We start from the raw sequence: 19,462 nt of genomic DNA, 5'->3' as shown, positions 1-19,462 counted from the left end.
TATGCACACTCCAAAACTGATGCTCCCTACCCTTCTGTCGCTGGCGATGATGTCTTCGGCGCTGTTCGCCACAGGCGCCAGCGCTGCGTCGACACTCGTGCCGCCGCAGGGCTACTACGAAGGTGTCGAGAAATTCAAGACGGGCCAGGGCAAGTTCAGCTGTGACTCGATCCCGCAACCCTATACCGGCCCGCTGCAGTTTCGCAGCAAATACGAAGGCTCGGACAAGGCCCGCGCCACGCTGAACATGGTTTCGGACCAGGCCTTCCGTGACGCGACCAAAGACATCACGAGCATGGAGCGCGCCACCAGCAAAGTGGTGATGCAGTACATGCGCGACGGTCGTCCGGAGCAGCTCGATTGCGCGCTCAACATGCTGACCACCTGGGCCAAAGCCGATGCGCTGGAATCCACCGACTTCAACCACACCGGCAAGTCGATGCGCAAATGGGCACTGGGCAGCATGTCGTCCGCCTACCTGCGCCTGAAGTTCTCCGAATCGCATCCTTTGGCCACCCGCCAGCAGGAAGCGCAGGTGATCGAAGCCTGGTTCAGCAAATTGGCGGATCACGTCGTCAGCGACTGGAACAATCTGCCGCTCGACAAGACTAACAACCACTCGTACTGGGCGGCCTGGGCCGTGATGTCCACGGCAGTCGCGACCAATCGCCAGGACCTGTTCGATTGGGCGGTGAAGGAATTCAAGATCGGCGCCAATCAGGTCGATCCGCAAGGGTTCCTGCCGAACGAACTGAAGCGCAAACAGCGTGCGCTGGCGTACCACAACTACGCACTTCCGCCTTTGGCCATGATCGCGAGTTTCGCCCAGGCCAACGGTGTCGATCTGCGTCAGGAAAACAACGGGGCCCTCAAGCGTCTGGGTGATCGCGTGCTGGCTGGCGTGAAGAACTCAGGCAGTGAATTCGCCGCCCGCGATGGCGAAAAGCAGGACATGACGGACCTGAAAACCGACATGAAATTCGCCTGGCTTGAACCGTACTGCTCGCTGTACGACTGCGGCCCGGATGTCCTTGAGCAGAAACACAAGATGCAACCGTTCAAGAACTTCCGCCTCGGCGGCGACCTGACCCGCACTTATGACCCAACGCACGACAAGGGTGACAAGGGCGACAAGGGTGGTTCGTAAGAGCAGCAGAGGCTGAAGTGGGAGCGAGCTTGCTCGCGAAGGGGCCTTGAGAGGCACCCATTTATTCGCGAGCAGGCTCGCTCCCACAGGGTAGTTCCGGGTTAAACCGAACATGTTTCACCCCTCCATTTTTCGTGGGGGGTTTGGGGGGCTTCGGCCCTTGATGTTGGACAAATGGAGAGATAAAGGATGGTTTTCTCATCCAACGTGTTCCTGTTCCTGTTCTTGCCGGTGTTTCTCGGCTTGTACTACCTGAGCGGGCAACGCTATCGCAACCTGCTGCTGCTGGTCGCCAGCTACGTGTTCTACGCGTGGTGGCGAGTGGATTTCCTGGCACTGTTCGCAGGTGTGACGCTGTGGAACTACTGGATCGGCCTGCGCGTAGGTGCCGCCGGGGTCAGAACCAAACCCGCACAGCGCTGGCTGCTGCTCGGCGTGGTGGTCGACCTGGGCATTCTTGGCTACTTCAAGTACGCCAACTTCGGCGTGGACAGCATCAACGCAATGATGACGTCGATCGGCCTTGAGCCGTTCATCCTCACCCACGTGTTGCTGCCGATCGGGATCTCGTTCTACATCTTCGAGTCCATCAGCTACATCATCGACGTCTACCGTGGCGACACGCCGGCAACGCGCAACCTCATCGACTTTGCAGCGTTCGTGGCGATCTTCCCGCACCTGATTGCAGGCCCGGTATTGCGCTTCCGCGACCTGGTCGATCAGTTCAACAACCGCACGCACACCCTCGACAAGTTCTCCGAAGGCTGCACGCGGTTCATGCAGGGTTTCATCAAGAAAGTCTTCATTGCCGACACGCTGGCAGTGGTCGCCGATCATTGCTTCGCCCTCCAGAATCCGACGACGGGTGACGCATGGCTTGGCGCGCTGGCGTACACCGCTCAGTTGTACTTCGACTTCTCCGGCTACAGCGACATGGCCATCGGCCTGGGTCTGATGATGGGTTTCCGCTTCATGGAAAACTTCAAACAGCCTTACATCAGTCAGTCGATCACCGAGTTCTGGCGTCGCTGGCACATCAGCCTCTCGACCTGGCTGCGTGACTATCTGTACATCACGCTGGGCGGCAACCGTGGCGGCAAGGTCGCGACCTACCGCAACCTGTTCCTGACCATGTTGCTGGGCGGTCTGTGGCACGGCGCCAACATCACTTACATCGTCTGGGGTGCCTGGCACGGTGTGTGGCTGGCGATCGAGAAGGCCATCGGCCTGAACACGGCACCGCGCACGTTCAACGTCGTTCGCTGGGCGTTCACCTTCCTGCTGGTGGTCATGGGCTGGGTCATCTTCCGCTCGGAAAACCTGCACGTAGCCGCTCGTATGTATGGCGCCATGTTCAGCTTCGGCGATCTCGGTCTGTCGGAACTCAACCGTGCCAGCCTCACCGGCCTGCAAGTGGCAACCCTGGTCGTGGCGTACATCACTCTGGCCTTCTTCGGCCTGCGTGACTTCTACCGCAACCGCGCCCCGGCCAAGCCGACTGACAAAGCCGTGCAGGCCGATGGCCCTGCCGCTGCCGAGCCAGGCCTGATCAAGGCCGTGCCGGGCGACAAGCCAGGCAGCATTCATCAACCGGGTTACATCGTCGGCACCGAAGCGCAGGTTCAGCCTGCCTACTGGACCGTCGACTGGTCGCGCTATGTCATGCGCGCCCTGATCCTGCTGATGTTCGTTGCATCGATCCTGAAACTCTCGGCGGCCAGTTTCTCGCCGTTCCTTTACTTCCAGTTCTGAGGAGCCTGACATGACCCGTTCATTACGTTTCCTCTACATCTTCCTGTTCCTGGCAATTCTGCTGGTGCTGGGCCTGTGGTCGCTGCGCAGCTTCGTCGGTTTCTCGACGTCGAAAGAAACCACCGTGCTCAATGGCCACTGGACCAAAGCGGTGGAAACCCACTACGACGAAGAATTCCCGATCAAGCGCCTGGGCACCAACCTCTGGGCGGCGCTGGACTACAAGGTGTTCAACGAAGGTCGTCCGGGCGTGATCCTGGGCAAAGACCAGTGGCTGTACACCGACGAAGAGTTCGACGCCGTTGCCAACAGCGAGCAGAACGAAGCCGACAACCTGGCGATCATTCAGGGCGTGCGTGACACCCTGAAAAAGCAAGGCACGCAACTGGTGCTGGCGATTGTTCCGGCCAAGACCCGTCTGTACCCCGAGCACGTCGGTGACAACAAACCGGCCACGCTGCACACCGATCTGTACCAGCAGTTCCACGCCCAGGTGAATCAGGCCGGCATCCTTGCCCCTGATCTGCTGACGCCGCTGCAAAGCGCCAAGGAGAAGGGCCAGGTATTCCTGCGCACCGACACTCACTGGACGCCAATGGGCGCGGAAATCGTCGCCCAGCAGTTGGGGGACGTGATCAGCAAGCAAGTGCCGCTGAACGTTGAACCGCAGAACTTCGTCACCGAAGCCAAGTCGACCGAACCCTACAAGGGCGATCTGACCAACTTCCTGCCGCTGGACCCGCTGTTCACCAACCTGTTGCCCAAGCCGGATGACCTGCAGCAGCGCAGCACCAACCCGGCCCAGGCTGACGCCGAAAGCGGTGATGCCCTGTTCGCGGACAACTCGGTTGCGGTGGGTCTGGTCGGCACCAGCTACAGCGCCAACCCGAACTGGAACTTCGCCGGTGCGCTCAAACAGGCCCTGCACGCAGACGTCGTGAATTACGCCGAAGACGGCCATGGCCCGATCCTGCCGATGCTCAAGTATCTGCAGACCGACGCCTTCAAAAGCAGCCCGCCGCAGGTGCTGATCTGGGAATTCCCGGAACGCTACCTGCCCGCTCACAACGACCTGACCGAGTTCGACCCACAGTGGATCGCTGAACTCAAAAAGGCCCGTGACCCCCAACAGAATCTGGCGGACAACGCCAACAACTCCAAGTCGCCCACCCGGGCGCAAAACTGAGAGGACTCTTTGACTATGACTTCGCAGAACCCAATGCCAGTTCGTTCGAGCAAAACCAACCTGCTGAAAACCTGCGTGCTGGCCGCGAGCCTGGGCTTCGTATCCCTTTCCGCATTCGCCGGTGGCGACGCCGCGCTGTATGGCCCGACCGCACCAAAAGGCTCGACCTTCGTGCGTGTTTACAACGCCAGCAGCAGCGAAATCTCCGCCAGCGTTGGCAACACCAGCCTCAACGAAATCGGCCCATTGGCCAGCAGTGACTTCGGCTTCATGCCACAGGGCGACTACACCGCCAAAGTCGGCAGCCAGTCCCTGCCGGTGAAACTGGCCAGCGACCACTACTACACCATCGTCAACAACACTTCGGGCGCGCCGCAGCTGGTTGAAGAGCCTCCGTTCAAGAACAAGCAGAAGTCCCTGGTTCGCGTACAGAACCTGAGTGACAAGTCGCTGACCCTGAAAACCGCTGACGGCAAGACCGACGTGGTCAAGGCTGTGTCTGCCAAGGGCACCGGCGAGCGTGAAATCAACCCGGTCAAAGTCAGCTTCGCGCTGTTCGACGGCGACAAGAAAGTGGCCGACCTGAAGCCGGTTGCACTGGAGCGCGGTGAAGCCGCCGTTCTCTACGTCACCGGCAGCGGCAGCAGCTTGTCGCCAGTCTGGGTCAAACGCCCGACGGGCACTCAGTAAGCGTTGAATCTGGCCGAGAGGCCGCCGGCAGCGCGCGTGATCAACCGCGCGCAGCCACGGATTTACGGAATTAAGCGTTCGGCGTCAGGCACTGCGGAGCAAGCAGACAGCCAAGAGGATGCCGAGCGATGCAAGACAAAAACCAGAAAGACCGAAAAGACCTACAGCCCATTCGAACGATTTTTGCTTAACGGAGAAACAAAATGATTCCAGTGATCTTGTCAGGTGGTAGCGGTTCCCGACTCTGGCCTCTTTCGCGTAAACAGTTTCCAAAACAGTTCCTAGCGCTGACCGGCGAACACACCCTGTTCCAACAAACCGTCGAGCGTCTGCAGTTTGACGGCATGCAGCACCCGGTTGTGGTGTGCAACAAGGACCACCGCTTCATCGTCACCGAGCAGCTCGGTGCATTGGGTCTGGAAACTCAGGCCGTGATCATGGAACCGTTTGGTCGCAACACCGCGCCTGCTGTCGCCATCGCCGCGATGATGCTGGCCAATGAAGGTCGCGACGAGCTGATGCTGGTACTGCCAGCCGACCACGTGATCGACGATCAGAAAGCCCTGCAACGCGCACTGGCCCTGGCCACCGTCGCTGCAGAACGCGGCGAAATGGTGCTGTTCGGTATTCCGGCGACCAAGCCTGAAACCGGCTACGGCTACATTAAGTCCACCGCCGATGCCCTGCTGCCAGAAGGCGTCAGCCGCGTGCAGCAGTTCGTTGAAAAGCCTGATGAACAACGCGCCCAGGAATTCGTCCAGGCCGGCGGTTACTACTGGAACAGCGGCATGTTCCTGTTCCGCGCCAGCCGTTATCTGGAAGAGCTGAAAAAGCACGATCCGGACATCTACGACAACTGCCTGCTGACCCTTGAGCGCAGCAAACACGAAGGCGACAGCATCTCCCTGGACGAGGCAAGCTTTGCCTGCTGCCCGGACAACTCCATCGACTACGCCGTCATGGAAAAAACCCAGCGCGCGTGCGTCGTACCGCTTGATGCGGGCTGGAGCGATGTCGGCTGCTGGTCGTCCCTGTGGGACGTGCACGCCAAAGACGAGAACGGCAACGTTGCCAAAGGCGATGTCGTTATTCAGGACAGCCGCAACTGCATGATTCAGGGCAACGGCAAACTGGTGACCGTGATCGGTCTGGACAACATCGTTGTCGTCGAAACCAAAGACGCCATGATGATCGTGCACAAAGACAAGGTTCAGGGCGTCAAGCAACTGGTCAACACGCTGAACGAGCAAGGCCGCAGCGAAACCCAGAACCACCTCGAAGTCTATCGCCCGTGGGGCTCGTACGACTCCGTGGACATGGGCGGCCGTTTCCAGGTCAAGCGCATCTCCGTCAAGCCGGGCGCCAGCCTGTCGCTGCAGATGCACCACCACCGCGCTGAACACTGGATTGTTGTATCGGGTACCGCTCAGGTCACCTGCGACGACAACGTGTTCCTGCTGACCGAGAACCAGTCGACTTACATCCCGATTGCTTCGGTTCACCGTCTGCGCAACCCGGGCAAGATCCCGTTGGAAATCATCGAAGTCCAGTCGGGCAGCTACCTGGGCGAAGATGACATCGAACGTTTCGAAGACGTCTACGGCCGCTCCACCCCAGGCATCGAAGCCGGCGTGAAGACCCAGACCATCGCGCGTTAATACCGCTTCACCCCGTAATACTAGCCCCCGTCAATCCTCTGCGTATTCCCCATCCGCAGAGGGTTTTCGGGGGCTTTTTTGTGCAGACCGAGAAGGCGGACGCGCAAGGATGAACGTTCGCTGTGCGCATATGACAGGATTCTTCCAGCAGCTTGTATATTCATCGCGAAATGGTATTGAGTACTGTCATTTATGACAGTACACACAATCACTCCGATGTTTTAACTTAGAAGCGCTGAAACTAAACCTTCGCTACCAAGGAATGATCATGATTACACGAGCTGAAGCAAAAAAGTCTATCCGGCCCCCTCGCTGCCGGACGGCAGAATAGTCTCGGGGAAGACAATAACCGTTGAATATGACTTAGGCGACTCAGGTTACGGGCTTCCATACTTAATTGAGTTCTCTCTTCTTAATCAAGACGACCTAGGGCCCTATTCTGAACAGAGACCCTTTATCCCAAACAAGCCTATTCAGATTGAGGTGGCTCCATTCAAATTGTTTGAGGTCGGCGATAAGGTAAGGGTGCGTGCCAGGCTCTGGTACATAGTTCAGGATCCACAAGAACCTTATATCGGCATTGTTGAAACGCCCTTCTCCCAGAGCTATGACGTAGTTGCGTGAAGAGCAAAATAACTTGTAGGCGTGCAGTAATCTGTTGACACCGGGCGGCAAGCCGGCCTCTGCTCGGCCCCGTCCGCCTTTGTTCGTAGACGAAGGGATGACCGATGCTAGAAGTCCATACAGGTTGAAGTGGAAGCAGAAGAACCACCGTAGCCCAATCCCTTCCCCTTTCGGTACGATGCCACCATCTGCAATCGCGCGATCGACACGATGACTTTCGGCGCCGGACTTCTGTTCACCTGGCTGGTCCTGCTTCTGCGCTATCCCTCCAACCTCTGCCCGTGTCCCTGCCGACTGCAAACGAACATGCCTGGGCTGACCGGCCACAGTCACGCGAAATGACTGAATGTTGCCCTTCGCATCGCACTGCTCGAACAGATTCCCATTCAGGTCGAATGCGATGCCCGATAGCGAGCCCGCCGGATCATGACGCAACAACTGGCATGATTGATTGGCCCACGGCGCCTCGGGTCCGCCGTAACTCAGGCGCTCGATGCACGTCTCGGCAGTGCCGTCGCCTGCGAATAGCGCCTGTGAGCGCGGCAACTGATCGTACTAAACCTGCTTTCGATTTCCACGCCCATCCCAGTGATGATCCGCTTCACCGGGCTGACATGATTGATCGGGGCGCGCGTCGAGCTCCTCCCGTCTTGATCTGCGTATTTGTCAGATCTGCTTGCGCAACCATCTTTCAGGAAATCGGGTTGCGTTGACCAACGCGGGAAAAGTGTCTGCATTCATCTGTAACAGCGAGGATCTCACGCCGCCATTGCCCACAAAGGTGGCCCTGCGTTGATGCCGGTTAGCCGCGTCATCTGTTAACCCCTGCATGCTGGTCGCGTAAACAGGAACAGTGCCATGCTTCTCGGAAGGACCTGATTTGACAACTCGCGACAAGGACTTTCTTATTTGTTTGCTCCAGCCTCGCACAGCCTTAGCGTTAGCATTGGCCTCAAGTTTTGGGTGCTTGTAATAATGGGTATCAACGGTGAAATTGACTGCATGGGTAGTTTCATGGATCAACGTCCATGCAACTTCAAGCACATGATCCTGGTCAAGATGGGAGCGTGAAACGCCAAAGCTCTGGACATCATCCTGAAACTCTCCCCCAAATGAAGTACGTCCCATAAGCATGGATGGACCGTCAAAAAGCTCGATATCCAGCTCCGCGTGCGGCTCACCAAATGCCGTCAACATGTTCCAATAACTGTCGAGGCTTTCTGCGACGGCCTCTTTCGTTTCAGCGCGAATGGGTGCCGGCAGTTCACCAAACGTCGCGTCGAACGCCTCGACTACATCCTGGCTGGGTGACACTTCGCGAAGTTGATCACGCGTTCCAGCCACCAGATAACCTGCAGCGTCCAGCGCCTGCCTCATTTTCGCCAGATGTACCTGGCTGAAATCCCCCATTCCTGCGGCTACCACCACGACCTGAGGAACATCGTAAGGGGCTGCGCCTTGGGAGTCGCGATAGCGGATCGGTGAGTTACTGCAAAAGCAAAACAGATTGACCCCGCCTTGTTCACCCGTCGGATCCGGATTGATCCAGCGCATCAGCCACGGTGCGTAATACCGCAGGCCATAGTAGTAAAGCCCGGTCGCGTCCCGCTCTTTTCCTGAATAACGCACGGTTTTGTAGTGCGCTTCAATTTGGCATCGGCCGGCCCACCAGGCTGTGCCTCCAAAGGGGTAATAACTTTCCTGACTGATCAATAGGCATTGCTGATCCAACTCCAACAGGCTTGACCCCAAGTGATCACTCAGCGTGTAACGCATCTGATCGTTGTCTATCGTTTCCGGCTTGCCCTCTGCCCAGTGCAGAACCCGCACCGCGTTGCGTCCGCCAGGAGCGGTGATGACGTGCAGCGTTTCGCCAGTCGCGCTATTGGCGCGGATTTCCAAGCCCGGCAGATAACGTACGTCGTTCAAATGGACGACGTTTCTAGCCCGAACAGTCCGAATCTTGCGCACACGCAGACCGGTCGCGTCATAGACGTAAACCTCACTGTCATCCAGTCCCGAAGGCCTGGCCACCAGGGTTACCCTGCGCAACTGGTTACGCGGGTTCCACTCAATGTTTTGCCCGGGCTCCAGCCGCTGCAAATTACCGTTGGCATCGAATGCGGCAGCAATCTCGGCGTCAGTTGGCGGCGTGTCAGTCAGTTGAGCCAGACACCGGTTGCTACCTTGGGCCGCCGCCAGCCATTGCGAATGATTTTGCACGCCAACGTGACTGCGCTTGAGCAAATTGCCGCCCGCATCGTATTCGTAGTGCTGCCGGTAATTCGTCAGTCGGGAGGGGTCTATCGGCGATTGAAACACCGCACGATCCGGGCCTCGATTGACCGACGCCAGCTCCCGACCGGTGGCCTCGATGAGCTGATACAGCGTGTCGTACGTGAATGTGCTGATGGGCTTGGTGAGCTGATTGATGAAATGGCTTTTAGGGAGCGAAGCATCTTCAATGCTGATCACGTTGCCGACCGGATCGTAGGCGTAATGCAGATCCTGCAGTCTTTCTCCACCGGGAAGCGTCGACTGGACGTTCACCAGACGAGCGTCCTGTGTTGAATACGCCGCAGAGGTGACCACGCCATTTCCGGCTGTTTCTGAAACCGCGCGATTGAAAGCGTCGTATTGAATATCGCCCACCAGCGTTTCCGCTGGCAGGCCGGCCAGCTGCAAGCGGGTTTGCTTGAGCAGCCCGGCGACCGTCTGGGCAAAAAACCGGGTGTTTCCCATGGCATCGCGTTGTTCGAACATTTCGCCTGTGGGAGCGAATCGCCAGGCCATCCGGGCGCCGTCTCCGGGCTCCAGAAGCTGGTCGCAAGCTTCGTCGGAGTCAGGCCAACTGGACATGTTCGGATCATTGAGAAAACGCCGCGCCTGCGAGCGTGCATTCCGGTTTATATCGAACGACGTATTGCACAGCGAGCCGGCCGGATCGTAATGCCTGACTAGTTGATTGCATTGGTTGGCGTGATGGTCATCCGGCCCTCCATAGCTCAAGCGCTCGACGCAGGTTCGTGCCGTACTGTCCCGTACGCACTGTTCTTCAAATAAGGCGATCGGCCGCAGCTGCTGGTCGTAGTCGACCCGCTGAACCATTCCGCGTCCGTCCCAGCCCCCGTCACGCTGCCCACCTTCCCCCACTGATTGAAGGCGCCACCCCGCATCGACGCTCTCATAAAGCAGCCGCTCCCCGCTGAGCGACAAGACCACACTCACATTGCTCGTCGCGTCCGATGCCAGATCGGCGGCAGCCCATAGTCGTGGGTCCCAACGCGCCGTTTGCCTTCCTGCGGGGTCATAGGCAAGGCGGTCAACCCGCGCGGTCATGGGCGCATCCGTTTGAGCCCGATAAAAGGACACCGTACGAACCGGCAGCCTGCGCGGCTCTATTACCGTGAGTGTCGGAGTATGGGTATGTAGCGGGCAGGAATGAGCCATGACCTGTGCAATCCGTTGCAGGAATACCGTAAGACTAGTGTGGCTCCGGATTTCTGACTAACCGCCGGTCCGACTGGACGGTTGCGCTGGACGGTTCGGGTTGAGCTATATCCATTAGCCCAATCCCCTCCCCTTTCGGTACGATGCCCGCATCTGCACTCGCGAGATCGACACGATGATTTTCGGCGCCGTACTCCTGTTCACCTGGCTGGTCCTGCTTTTGCGCTACCCCTCCAGAGCCCTGCCCGTTTCCCTGGCAGCAGCGGTCGGATTGGGCGTGGTGGCCGCGTTTGTGGTCTGGGAAGACAGCCGCGATGGGCAGCGCCTGGAGCGTCTGCAACTGCGCGTGAACTATATGCCGCAGCAGTGCCCGACAGGTCGGCCGTTGCTGGTGCTGATCGATAACGGCAATAAGGTTTCGCTGACCGAACTGCGCTGGAAAATCGCGGCCTACGCGCCGGGCGATACCGTCAATCTGGCCGAAGACACCTACACCGCGCCGCGCTATCGCGGGCCGGGCGATTTGTTGCCCGGCAGCCAATGGCAAGATTGTCTGCCAATGCCGCCGCTGCGCCCGGGTTATCGGCCGCAGACCCTGGAGTTTCGTGCCGAACGCCTGCAAGGCACGTTCTCCGGCTGAGCGCCGCCCTTCCCTTTATTCAAGGACTGAACCATGTCTGTGGTGTTGATCACCGGGTGTTCCAGCGGCATCGGCCGCGCCATGGCGGATGCCTTCAAAGCGGCAGGCCATGAAGTCTGGACAACCGCACGCAAGCCGGCGGATGTGGAATCACTGACCGCTGCGGGTTTCCGCGCTGTCACGCTGGACGTTAATGACAGCGCTGCGATTGATCGACTCGTCTCCGAGCTGGATCAACAGGGCAAAGGGCTCGACGTGCTGATCAACAACGCTGGCTACGGTGGCATTGGCCCGTTGCTGGATGGCGGTGTCGAGGCCATGCGCAGGCAGTTCGAAACCAACGTGTTTTCCGTGGTCGGCGTGACGCGCGCGCTGTTTCCAACACTGCGCCGCAACAAGGGATTGGTGGTGAATATCGGCAGCGTTTCGGGCGTGCTGGTGACGCCGTTCGCGGGTGCGTATTGCGCGTCCAAGGCCGCCGTCCATGCCATGACCGACGCGCTGCGCATGGAACTGGCGCCTTTCGGCATCCGCGTGATGGAAGTCCAGCCAGGCGCCATCGACACCCGGTTCGCGCAAAACGCCAGCCACGAGGCCGAGCAGGTGATTCACGAACATTCACCGTGGTGGCCGTGGCGTGAAGGCATCCGCGCCAGAGCCAATGCGTCACAGGGCAATCCGACACCCGCCGCCGATTTCGCCCGCGACGTGCTTACCGCCGTGCAACGCAGCCATCCACCGCGTCTGCTGCGATCCGGCAACGGCAGCCGCGCGCTGCCACTCATGGAACATTTGCTGCCCAAGGCACTGCTCGAATGGATTCTGAGCAAGCGCTTCAAGCTGGATAAGAAGGCTTAGCTGCCACAGCAAGCCCACTCAGGCGCGTACTAACCTGAGGTCGATGCAAGACTTGTGGGAGCGAGCTTGCTCGCGAAGGGGCCAGTACATCCGCAGCATTTTTAGCTGTCGGGCTGAAGTCTTCGCGAGCAAGCTCGCTCCCACAAGTCTTGCGTCTACTCGAAGCTGTGAGCTGGTAAGAGATGCCGAGTCCACCCCGAGGCTGTGAGAGCAACCGGGGTGGCGCTCCACCTTGCTCGCGAAGGCTTACGTTCAGCCTCCATGGATCTCAGGCGCTACTGCACCGAACCTTCCTGCTCAGGATTCACAATCACCGTACAGGTGATCCCCGCCGCCAGCACAACGCCTTCCGGCACGTGGTCCAAGTGAATGCGCACGGGTACGCGCTGGGCCAGCCGCACCCAATTGAAGGTCGGGTTAACGTCAGCGATGAGTTCGCGGCTCTCTGGGTTGTCACGATCATAGATGGCCCGGGCGATGCTCTCGACGTGGCCCTTCATCACCTCCCCGCTCATCAACTGCATGTCCGCCGGATCGCCGATCCTGACGTGGGGCAACTTGGTCTCCTCGAAGAAGCCGTACACCCAGAACGAATTCCTGTCGACGACGGCCATCTTCGCCTCACCGATGCGCGCGTAGTCGCCGCGATGCACGTTGAGGTTGGTGACGTAGCCGTCCACCGCCGCCAGCACCTTGGTGCGCTGCAGGTTCAACTGCGCGGCTTCGAGCTGCGCGACCGCCAGTTGGTAATCCGCCTGGGCGGAGGTGGCGACGTTGCTGGCGTCTTCGCGGCTTTCGGCGGAGATCACCAGGGCGTCCATGTCTTTGCGTCGATTGGCGTTGACCTTGCGCATCTCCCACGTCGCCTTGCGCGACGCCACCATCGCCTCGGCCTGCTTCACCGCCAGTTGATAATGTTCGGGGTCGATCTGCATCAACAGGTCGCCTTTTTTCACCGGCTGGTTGTCCTTCACCGGCACATCGATTACCACGCCACTGACATCGGCGGCGACGTTGATCACGTCGGCGCGCACCCGGCCGTCGCGGGTCCACGGCGTGTCCATGTAGTGAATCCACAGCAGCCGGCCGATCCAGATGGCCAGGGCCAGAATCAACAAAGTTGCGATCAGACTGAAGAGCTTTTTCATCTCAACCAACGTGCCTCAACGGTAAACAGTGAGCGCCATGGCGCCGAAAATGCAGCTGAACAGGCTCAGACGCAGCAGCGCCGGATGCCAGAAAAAACGGTACAGGTCGAGCCCGGACATGAAGCGGTCCAGCGCCCAGGAAAGCACCATCGCGACCAGAAACATGACGGTCACGGTCGGCATGTAAACGCCGTGGAAGGCGAGTTCACGAGGCATTGAGTTGTCCTTGCGGCGAGGCCACAGATGCCTGCTCTGACGTGGCGCCTGCCAGCGGCGATTGCGGATCCAGCAGGCAGGTGCGGATGAAGTGCAGGTAGCTTTTCACCCGGCGCAACGCCGAGGTGTCGAAGTGCGGTGCGAAGGGCTCGTCAGTGTTCTGCACGCAGACGATGGCGTGGTCGACGGCCGACAGACTGCGCGCCAGATTGTGGCGATCAGGCTGGATGAACAGCCGAATCAGCGAGCGGCCCATGGCACGAATCGCCTGCCGCCAGGGTTGCGATTCGGCGTAGCTGGGGTGTACCGGCAGGATGTCCTGCTCGCGGCGTAACTCGATGATCGCGTGGCCAATCTCCAGCACCACGAACATCCAGCGCAGCAGGTTGCGCTGCACCTCGGGTTTGCCGGCGGCCAGGCCATAGGCCTGATGCATCAGGTCGCGGGTGCGGCTTTCGAAGCTGGAACGGATCCCGCGCAGCGGCGCGCTGATGGCGAAACTGACTTGCTGACGCAGATTGCCTTCCAGCCGCTGCCACAACCAGCGACTGTTCGGCGGCAGAATGATCGCCCCCGCCGCCGCGCACAGCAGCATGCCGAGGACCATGGCGATGTAGTCATTGATGAACGCATAGGGGTTGTAGACCGTGAGGTTGTCCGGCGCCGAACCGATGCTGAAGAAAATCAATAGCCCCAGTCCGTAGCCGACCCACTGCGGCCGTGTGGTCAGGAACGTGCCGAGCACGAACACCGGCGCCAGTACCATGCACAACAGCGGAAAACCATCGATGCGCGGCAGCACGTAAAAGGTGATGAAAAAGCCCAGCACGGCGCCCAGGAATGTCCCGCACGCCATCTGAAACGACATGCGCCTCGGGTTCGGCGTGGTCGCGGAAAGCGCCACCGTGGCGGCGGACACGAGGGTCATCGACGCACCGCTCGGCCAGGCCGTGGCCACCCAGTACACCGACATGACCGCGAGGATGAAAGTCGCGCGCACACCGGAGGCCAGCGACGACAGCCAACTGGTGGTGGACACGAAGGGCTCGACCCACTTTTCCCGCGCATGGCGGTGATCGGCCAGGGACGCGTGGGTTTGAGCGTAGTCGTGCATGTCGTCGACGAAGCGATACAGCAACTCGTAAGCGGTGTGGAAATCCAGCAGGTCGTCGTCGCCGGGCTCGGTCTTGACGAACGCGGCGCGCAGGCTGCGCACGTGCTCGGGCAGGTCGGCCTTGTACACGCTCAATCGATTGGCGAGCAACGCGGCGTCAGCGTTGGTCAGCGCGCGCCCGGCGAAAGGCTCTAGCAATCCAGTCAAGGAATTCAGGCCGGGGTCGATGGCCTGAACCGCCGGCGTCAGACCGCGCCGACGCAAGCGTTCGAGCAACTGATGCAAGGCGTTGAAGCGCGTGGTGATGGTCATGAATTCGCTGTTCAGGCGATTCAGTCGACCGTTGCGGCGACGCATGTGCGGGTCTTCGAACACGGTGACCGCGCGCAGGCCTTCGAGCCCGACGGCATCGGCGATGAGGCGCACATTGCTGGCTTCGAACGACGCCGGATCGCTCTCGCCGCGCAGGCCGGTGATGACGAACTGGGCGAAGGTGCCGAAGCGCTGGTACAAGGTGTTGCGCATCGCTGCGCCGGCGCTCTGCGGCAGGATCGCGGCGCTGACCAATGTCGAGCAGACGATGCCCAGAGAAATTTCCAGGACACGCCACATTGCTGCCATGAACGAGGTGTCCGGGTGAGCAAGCGCTGGCAATCCGGTCATCGCGGCGGTGTAGCCGGCCAGCACAAAACCATAGGCGCGGAAGTTGCGATAGCGCGCGGCCCCGGCGCAGCAGAAGCCGACCCAGATCGCCAGACTGCCGAGGAACAGCTCGCTGTTTTGCGCGAACAGCGCCATCAGCGTGACCATCACCACGGAACCGGCGACGGTGCCAAGCAAGCGGTAGAAACTCTTGGCGAACACCTGACCGCTCTGGGGCTGCATGACGATGAACACGGTGATCATGGCCGTACGCGGCTGCGGCAGTTCCAGGCGCATGGCGATCCAGTAGGTCAGAAATGCCGCGGTCAGCACTTTGGCGATGTAGATCCACGTCACGCCATCGCTGCGCGCCCAGTCATTAAGGCCGCGCCGCCATTCGAGGGATTTGAGCCAGTTAAATGTAGCGTTCATCGCCAGGCCCTGCCGAAGCGCATCATTTATCGAACACCGCCAGCGACACAGGCGTTTTCGGCGCAGCGGTCTTTTCCGGCGTCGGCGAGTCATTGCCGGCCATCAAGCCGCCGCCCAGCGCCACCACCAATTCCGCGTGCACCGTCAGGCGTTCGGCCTGGACGTGTTGCTGGACCTGCTGCTGATGGAACAACAGCGTCTGCGCGTTGAGCACATTGAGGTAATCGGTCAGGCCGCGTGTATAGGCGACCATCGCGATGTCGTAGGTTTTCTGCGCGGCGGCCACCGATTGATCGGCGAACGCTTGCTGCTTGTCCATCGATTCGCGACGAATCAGCTGATCGGAAATGCTCTTCAGCGCCATCACCAGGGTCTGGTTGTACTGCGCGACGGCTTCGTCATAGCCTGCCGACGCCACGCCCAGTTCCGAACGCAGACGCCCGCCGTCGAAGATCGGCAAGGTGATCGCCGGGCCCACGCTGTAATTGAATTTCTTGCCGGCGAGGAACTCCAGCATGCCACCGCCGGTGGCCATGTAACCGAGGCTGCCCATCAGATCGACGTTCGGATAAAACCCGGCATGGGCCACATCAATGCCCCGCGCCTGCGCCGCCACTCGCCAGCGACTGGCGACCACATCCGGGCGCTGCCCCAGCAATTCGGCGGGCAGCGCCGACGGCAACTTCAACGCCGCGTTCAGTGACAGCGTCGGGCGCTGCAAACTCGCGCCCTCGCCCGGGCCTTTGCCCGCCAGCGCGGCGATCTGATTGCGGCTCAGGGCAATGGCCTCGTTCAGGGCGTCAATCTGACGATGGGTTTCAGGCAAAGGGGTTTGCGCCTGGCTGACTTCGAAATGGGTGCCGATGCCGCCTTTCAGACGACGCTGGGCCAGTTCAACGATCTGCTGTTGTTGCGCAAGGGTCGCTTCGGCAATGTCACGCTGGGCGTAATTGAGCGACAGCTGGATGTAGGCGCGGACGATGTTGTCCTGCAATTCCAGCTGCGCCTGACGCTCCTGGGCCGCGCTCAAGTGCGCCATGTCCATCGCCTGTTCGGAGTGATTGCTCTCCTGACCCCACAGATCAAGGGAATAACTCAGGCCCAGCGACGCGTTGTTGTCCCACGTGCTGGTGTTCGACAGCTCGCCCGGGCCGTAGAACTGATCCGTCGGCCAGTTGTGGCGTTTCAGGGTGCTGTCACCGGAGATGTGCAGGGATTCCGCCGACTCCGCGATGCCCGCCATGGCCTTGGCCTGACGCACGCGCGCAGCGGCGATCGCCAGGCTGGGGCTGCCCAGCGCGGCCAGTTCGATCCAGCGATTGAGTTGTTCGTCGCCATAGGCGCGCCACCACTGACCGGCCGGCCAGTGGGCGTCTTTGTCGGCCGCCTTGATGGCGTCGTCGGTGGCCAGCGCGTCGGACGACAACGCTGTGCCTTGTGGGGCGATTCCGCCAGTTCCGATGCAGCCGCTGATGAGTAACGTTAAAGCCCACACACTGAGGGGCTTGAGCCCTCTGACGAGACGACGCGGCACTGCTGCAATTACCTAATGGAGGGGAATCGATGATGCGGCGATTCTAGGGGGCGTCTAGTCCGGCGATAAGCCGGGACTTCTGCGAATCTTTGTTACCGAACAGGAGATAATCCTTTGGTATGGCTGACATGGATCAGTTACTTCATGTCACAATTTGCTATCTCACCTGAGAACGGCCAATGGACACTCTGCAAAACATGCGCGCCTTCACTTGCGTGGCGCAAGCGGGCAGCTTCACCGCTGCCGCCGCTCAACTGGACACCACCACCGCAAACGTTTCGCGCGCTGTCTCCAATCTCGAAGCACACCTGCAAACCCGACTCCTCAACCGCACCACGCGACGCATCGCCCTGACCGAAGCGGGCAAGCGTTACCTGCTGCGTTGCGAGCAGATCCTCGGCTACGTGGAAGAAGCAGAAGCCGAAGCGAGCGACGCCCATGCGCGCCCTTCCGGACAATTGAAAGTCCATTCAATGACCGGCGTAGGTCAGCATTACGTTATCGACGCGATTGCCCGCTATCGGCGCAATCACCCGGACGTGTCGTTCGACCTGACCATGACCAACCGCGTCCCGGACCTGCTCGAAGAGGGGTACGACGTGTCCATCGTCCTCGCCAGCGAGCTGCCGGATTCGGGCTTCGTGTCCCAGCGACTGGGGATCACCTACAGCATCGTGTGTGCCTCGCCCGCGTACATCAAGGCATTCGGCATGGCGCATCGACCGGCTGACTTGCTCAATCACGCCTGTCTGCGTCTGGTCAGCCCGGTGTTCCCGCTGGAGAAGTGGGCGTTTGATGGCCCCGAAGGTCAGGAAACCGTGACCATCGGCAACTCGCCGTTTCTGGTGAACTCGGCCGACGCCATGCAGGCGGCGATCAGCAGCGGCATGGGCATCGGGATTCTGCCGATCTACTCGGCGATCGAAGGTTTGCGTAATGGCTCGCTGGTGCGGGTATTGCCGCAGTACCGGTCTCACGAGCTGAACCTGTACGCGATCTACCCGTCGCGGCAGTACCTGGATGCGAAGATCAAAACCTGGGTCGAGTACCTGCGCGGCTCGCTGCCGGAAATCATGGCCGCCCATGAAGCGGACCTTCAGACCCATGTGTTGCCGGAGACGGTTTAGTCATCATCCATGCGCAACGGCGGTGACCCTGCCAATCCCTCGGCAAGAATGTTAGCGTGCTACGCATTGCCCTTCTGACCTGCCGAGAGAAGCTATCCGATGAAAAAGACCGTCCTTGCCTTCAGCCGCGTGTCCCCGGAAATGGCCGAGCGCCTGCAGCAAGACTTCAACGTGATCATCCCCGATCCGAAAAAGGGTGATCTGAACGAGCAGTTCAACGAAGCCCTGCCCCACAGCCACGGCATGATCGGCGCCGGTCGCACGCTGGGCCGCGAGCAGTTGGAGAGCGCGAAGCAGCTGGAGGTGGTGTCGAGCATTTCGGTCGGCTACGACAACTACGACGTCGGCTACCTCACCGAACGCGGCATCATGCTGACCAACACCCCCGACGTGCTGACGGAAAGCACCGCCGATCTGGGCTTCTCGCTGATCATGAGCAGCGCCCGCCGCGTCGCCGAACTGGACGCCTACACCAAGGCCGGCAACTGGAAGCGCAGCATCGAGGCGCCGCATTTCGGTACCGATGTCTACGGCAAGACGCTGGGCATCGTGGGGATGGGGAACATCGGCGCGGCGGTCGCGCGACGGGGTCGTCTGGGTTTCAACATGCCGATCCTGTACAGCGGCAACAGCCGCAAGACCGCCCTCGAGCAGGAACTGGGTGCGCAATTTCGTACGCTGGACCAACTGCTGGCCGAGTCGGATTTCGTCTGTCTGGTGGTGCCGCTCAGCGAAAAGACCCAGCACATGATCAGCACGCGCGAACTGTCACTGATGAAAAAGAGCGCCATTCTGGTAAACATCGCCCGCGGCCCGATCGTCGACGAACCGGCGCTGATCAAGGCGCTGCAGGACGGCACCATTCGTGGCGCCGGGCTGGATGTGTACGAGAAAGAGCCGCTGTCTGAATCGCCGCTGTTCGCCCTGAGCAACGCGGTGACGCTGCCCCACATCGGCTCGGCGACGGACGAAACCCGCCAGGCCATGGCCGACCGCGCCTACACAAACCTGCGCGCCGCGCTGCTCGGCGAGAAACCGCAGGATTTGGTGAATGCGCAGGTGTGGAAGGGCTGAGTGTCACAGCTCTGATGATCATTCCCACGGTCCCCGTGGGAATGGCGCTCCCGGCGCTCCGCGCCATTTCAGCGGGGATGACGCGGAGCGTCACAGGCTGCATTCCCACGCAGAGCGCGGGAACGATCAACGCTCTCAGGCCCGTCCGTGCTCATTCACACGGCCCCCGT

15 protein-coding genes are annotated in these 19,462 nt (G+C 60.3%); 9 read left to right on the top strand and 6 right to left on the bottom strand.

Annotated features, from left to right (window positions below; genetic code table 11):
• Window position 1: 1 nt before the first annotated feature.
• From JN403_RS08980 to JN403_RS08960, 5 genes are all read left to right on the top strand, one after another.
• On the top strand, window positions 2-1,147 hold the full coding sequence (locus tag JN403_RS08980) for a mannuronate-specific alginate lyase (RefSeq protein WP_122536133.1): 1,146 nt from the start codon (window positions 2-4) through the stop codon (window positions 1,145-1,147).
• Between the two features lie 189 nt (window positions 1,148-1,336).
• Window positions 1,337-2,899 carry an MBOAT family protein gene (locus tag JN403_RS08975; protein ID WP_205486772.1) on the top strand — a complete coding sequence of 521 codons (1,563 nt, stop codon included), beginning with the start codon at window positions 1,337-1,339 and terminating at the stop codon, window positions 2,897-2,899.
• Between the two features lie 10 nt (window positions 2,900-2,909).
• The gene (locus JN403_RS08970) at window positions 2,910-4,085 is read left to right on the top strand and encodes an alginate O-acetyltransferase (protein WP_205486771.1); all 1,176 of its coding nucleotides are present in this window, start codon (window positions 2,910-2,912) and stop codon (window positions 4,083-4,085) included.
• Between the two features lie 33 nt (window positions 4,086-4,118).
• On the top strand, window positions 4,119-4,775 hold the full coding sequence (locus JN403_RS08965) for an alginate O-acetyltransferase AlgF (protein ID WP_205487279.1): 657 nt from the start codon (window positions 4,119-4,121) through the stop codon (window positions 4,773-4,775).
• Window positions 4,776-4,978: 203 nt separating this feature from the next.
• Window positions 4,979-6,433 (top strand): mannose-1-phosphate guanylyltransferase/mannose-6-phosphate isomerase, encoded by a 1,455-nt coding sequence (locus JN403_RS08960; RefSeq protein ID WP_122535838.1) that lies wholly within the window; start codon window positions 4,979-4,981, stop codon window positions 6,431-6,433.
• A gap of 426 nt (window positions 6,434-6,859) precedes the next feature.
• On the opposite strand, the gene JN403_RS08955 is transcribed toward JN403_RS08960, so the two are convergent.
• A complete protein-coding gene (locus JN403_RS08955; protein ID WP_205486770.1) occupies window positions 6,860-7,603 on the bottom strand; it encodes a hypothetical protein in 744 nt (247 codons plus the stop codon).
• A 120-nt stretch (window positions 7,604-7,723) separates the two neighbouring features.
• On the bottom strand, window positions 7,724-10,396 hold the full coding sequence (locus JN403_RS08950) for an RHS repeat-associated core domain-containing protein (RefSeq protein ID WP_240356871.1): 2,673 nt from the start codon (window positions 10,394-10,396) through the stop codon (window positions 7,724-7,726).
• 286 nt (window positions 10,397-10,682) lie between these two features.
• Here JN403_RS08950 and JN403_RS08945 point away from each other — a divergent pair, with 286 nt between their 5' ends.
• Together JN403_RS08945 and JN403_RS08940 are read left to right on the top strand one after the other, a co-directional pair.
• The gene (locus tag JN403_RS08945; RefSeq protein WP_205486768.1) at window positions 10,683-11,147 is read left to right on the top strand and encodes a multidrug transporter; all 465 of its coding nucleotides are present in this window, start codon (window positions 10,683-10,685) and stop codon (window positions 11,145-11,147) included.
• A 33-nt stretch (window positions 11,148-11,180) separates the two neighbouring features.
• Window positions 11,181-12,005, top strand: a complete 825-nt coding sequence (locus JN403_RS08940; RefSeq protein ID WP_205486767.1) for an SDR family oxidoreductase — start codon at window positions 11,181-11,183, stop codon at window positions 12,003-12,005.
• 275 nt (window positions 12,006-12,280) lie between these two features.
• Here the strand turns inward: JN403_RS08940 and JN403_RS08935 are convergent, their stop codons facing one another.
• The 4 genes from JN403_RS08935 to JN403_RS08920 are packed head-to-tail and all read right to left on the bottom strand — an operon-like array spanning window position 12,281 to window position 17,091.
• Entirely contained in the window at window positions 12,281-13,153 is an 873-nt protein-coding gene (locus JN403_RS08935) for an HlyD family secretion protein (RefSeq protein WP_205486766.1), read from the bottom strand.
• Between the two features lie 15 nt (window positions 13,154-13,168).
• Window positions 13,169-13,369 (bottom strand): DUF1656 domain-containing protein, encoded by a 201-nt coding sequence (locus JN403_RS08930; RefSeq protein ID WP_065991906.1) that lies wholly within the window; start codon window positions 13,367-13,369, stop codon window positions 13,169-13,171.
• Entirely contained in the window at window positions 13,359-15,557 is a 2,199-nt protein-coding gene (locus JN403_RS08925; protein ID WP_205486765.1) for an FUSC family protein, read from the bottom strand. Before JN403_RS08925 ends, JN403_RS08930 begins: the two co-directional genes overlap by 11 nt.
• A gap of 22 nt (window positions 15,558-15,579) precedes the next feature.
• On the bottom strand, window positions 15,580-17,091 hold the full coding sequence (locus tag JN403_RS08920; RefSeq protein ID WP_205486764.1) for an efflux transporter outer membrane subunit: 1,512 nt from the start codon (window positions 17,089-17,091) through the stop codon (window positions 15,580-15,582).
• Between the two features lie 179 nt (window positions 17,092-17,270).
• Here JN403_RS08920 and JN403_RS08915 point away from each other — a divergent pair, with 179 nt between their 5' ends.
• Together JN403_RS08915 and JN403_RS08910 are read left to right on the top strand one after the other, a co-directional pair.
• Window positions 17,271-18,218 carry a LysR family transcriptional regulator gene (locus JN403_RS08915; RefSeq protein WP_122535312.1) on the top strand — a complete coding sequence of 316 codons (948 nt, stop codon included), beginning with the start codon at window positions 17,271-17,273 and terminating at the stop codon, window positions 18,216-18,218.
• Window positions 18,219-18,317: 99 nt separating this feature from the next.
• Entirely contained in the window at window positions 18,318-19,292 is a 975-nt protein-coding gene (locus tag JN403_RS08910) for a D-glycerate dehydrogenase (RefSeq protein WP_205486763.1), read from the top strand.
• The last annotated feature ends 170 nt before the right edge of the window (window positions 19,293-19,462 follow it).

The sequence above is a fragment of the Pseudomonas sp. 15A4 genome (genome assembly GCF_016925575.1).
Lineage (GTDB): Bacteria > Pseudomonadota > Gammaproteobacteria > Pseudomonadales > Pseudomonadaceae > Aquipseudomonas.
The sequence above is the reverse complement of the archived record's forward strand: the minus strand, read 5'-3'. Positions and strand labels throughout refer to the sequence as shown.

Excerpts from the sequence above, each read along its gene's own strand:
- JN403_RS08980 (WP_122536133.1), top strand. The coding sequence starts at position 2 with ATGCACACTCCAAAACTGATGCTCCCTACCCTTCTGTCGCTGGCGATG.
- JN403_RS08975 (WP_205486772.1), top strand. The coding sequence starts at position 1,337 with ATGGTTTTCTCATCCAACGTGTTCCTGTTCCTGTTCTTGCCGGTGTTT.
- JN403_RS08970 (WP_205486771.1), top strand. The coding sequence starts at position 2,910 with ATGACCCGTTCATTACGTTTCCTCTACATCTTCCTGTTCCTGGCAATT.
- JN403_RS08965 (WP_205487279.1), top strand. The coding sequence starts at position 4,119 with ATGCCAGTTCGTTCGAGCAAAACCAACCTGCTGAAAACCTGCGTGCTG.
- JN403_RS08960 (WP_122535838.1), top strand. The coding sequence starts at position 4,979 with ATGATTCCAGTGATCTTGTCAGGTGGTAGCGGTTCCCGACTCTGGCCT.
- JN403_RS08950 (WP_240356871.1), bottom strand. The coding sequence starts at position 10,396 with ATGACCGCGCGGGTTGACCGCCTTGCCTATGACCCCGCAGGAAGGCAA.
- JN403_RS08945 (WP_205486768.1), top strand. The coding sequence starts at position 10,683 with ATGATTTTCGGCGCCGTACTCCTGTTCACCTGGCTGGTCCTGCTTTTG.
- JN403_RS08940 (WP_205486767.1), top strand. The coding sequence starts at position 11,181 with ATGTCTGTGGTGTTGATCACCGGGTGTTCCAGCGGCATCGGCCGCGCC.
- JN403_RS08935 (WP_205486766.1), bottom strand. The coding sequence starts at position 13,153 with ATGAAAAAGCTCTTCAGTCTGATCGCAACTTTGTTGATTCTGGCCCTG.
- JN403_RS08930 (WP_065991906.1), bottom strand. The coding sequence starts at position 13,369 with ATGCCTCGTGAACTCGCCTTCCACGGCGTTTACATGCCGACCGTGACC.
- JN403_RS08925 (WP_205486765.1), bottom strand. The coding sequence starts at position 15,557 with ATGAACGCTACATTTAACTGGCTCAAATCCCTCGAATGGCGGCGCGGC.
- JN403_RS08915 (WP_122535312.1), top strand. The coding sequence starts at position 17,271 with ATGGACACTCTGCAAAACATGCGCGCCTTCACTTGCGTGGCGCAAGCG.
- JN403_RS08910 (WP_205486763.1), top strand. The coding sequence starts at position 18,318 with ATGAAAAAGACCGTCCTTGCCTTCAGCCGCGTGTCCCCGGAAATGGCC.